Here is a 691-nt window from a genome sequence, read left to right as displayed (position 1 = left end):
ACAGATCAAAGTTGGAAGAGATGGATTAATTGTAAAGCATGGGTTTTATTCAGGACTACTCTTGCCACAAGTTCCAATTGAGTATGGATGGGATGAGGAAGAATTTTTAGAACATACTTGTGAAAAAGCTGGAATTCCTAAAGATTATTGGAAAAACGCAAAAACAGAAATTCAAAAATTTGAAGGAATTGTTTTTAGAGAAGAAAAACCAAATGGTCCAGTAATTAGAGAAGTGTTATAGGATTAGAAGATTCGGTGTCAATCGAGATCTTTTCTCCTGGTTGAAGGGATGAAAATATTTTGTCATCTACTATTAATGGAATGTTTGCAAGTGCACATCCAGTCGCAACAGTTAGATCTGCTTTTTGACAAATCATAGCAAGTGGTGCAGTATTATTAGATTTAATCGAATAAATTGTATATGCGCCAACACTACTTCCTACACCAGATGGAAAAACAAGAATAGAATCTTTAATGATTTATCATAAAGTTCATGATTTTTATCGCTAATAATTCCAGTTTTTTTATCAACTGTACCTAGAAAATTTATTGGAGAGTTTGATTTGAGAATAATTCCTTGTGTCTTTCCTTGAACCAGAATTTTCATCTTGTCTCATCTTCAACTATTTGTGATAATGACTTTAGATTTACATCTACACCGTTTGAATTTTTGAGATAAAATGCACCCTTT

General features: G+C 32.3%; 3 protein-coding genes. 1 reads left to right on the top strand and 2 read right to left on the bottom strand.

Going from position 1 to position 691, the window contains the following annotated elements; translation table 11 throughout:
* Positions 1-241 (top strand): AMMECR1 domain-containing protein (locus BG20_RS01225; protein ID WP_010189860.1); only part of this gene is annotated, 241 nt, incomplete at its 5' end.
* On the opposite strand, the gene BG20_RS13860 is transcribed toward BG20_RS01225, so the two are convergent.
* Complete coding sequence (locus BG20_RS13860; protein ID WP_338032780.1) at positions 225-416, bottom strand: aconitase X swivel domain-containing protein; 192 nt, start codon at positions 414-416, stop codon at positions 225-227. The two genes, BG20_RS01225 and BG20_RS13860, sit on opposite strands and share 17 nt — an antisense overlap.
* A gap of 23 nt (positions 417-439) precedes the next feature.
* Entirely contained in the window at positions 440-607 is a 168-nt protein-coding gene (locus tag BG20_RS13855) for a 3-isopropylmalate dehydratase small subunit (RefSeq protein WP_010189858.1), read from the bottom strand.
* Positions 608-691: the final 84 nt, after the last annotated feature.

Source organism: Candidatus Nitrosarchaeum limnium BG20, assembly GCF_000241145.1.
Taxonomy (GTDB): Archaea; Thermoproteota; Nitrososphaeria; order Nitrososphaerales; family Nitrosopumilaceae; genus Nitrosarchaeum; species Nitrosarchaeum limnae.
The sequence above is the reverse complement of the archived record's forward strand: the minus strand, read 5'-3'. Positions and strand labels throughout refer to the sequence as shown.

What these genes read in the sequence shown, in the direction of transcription:
- BG20_RS13855 (WP_010189858.1), bottom strand. Translation starts at nt 607, where the DNA reads ATGAAAATTCTGGTTCAAGGAAAGACACAAGGAATTATTCTCAAATCA.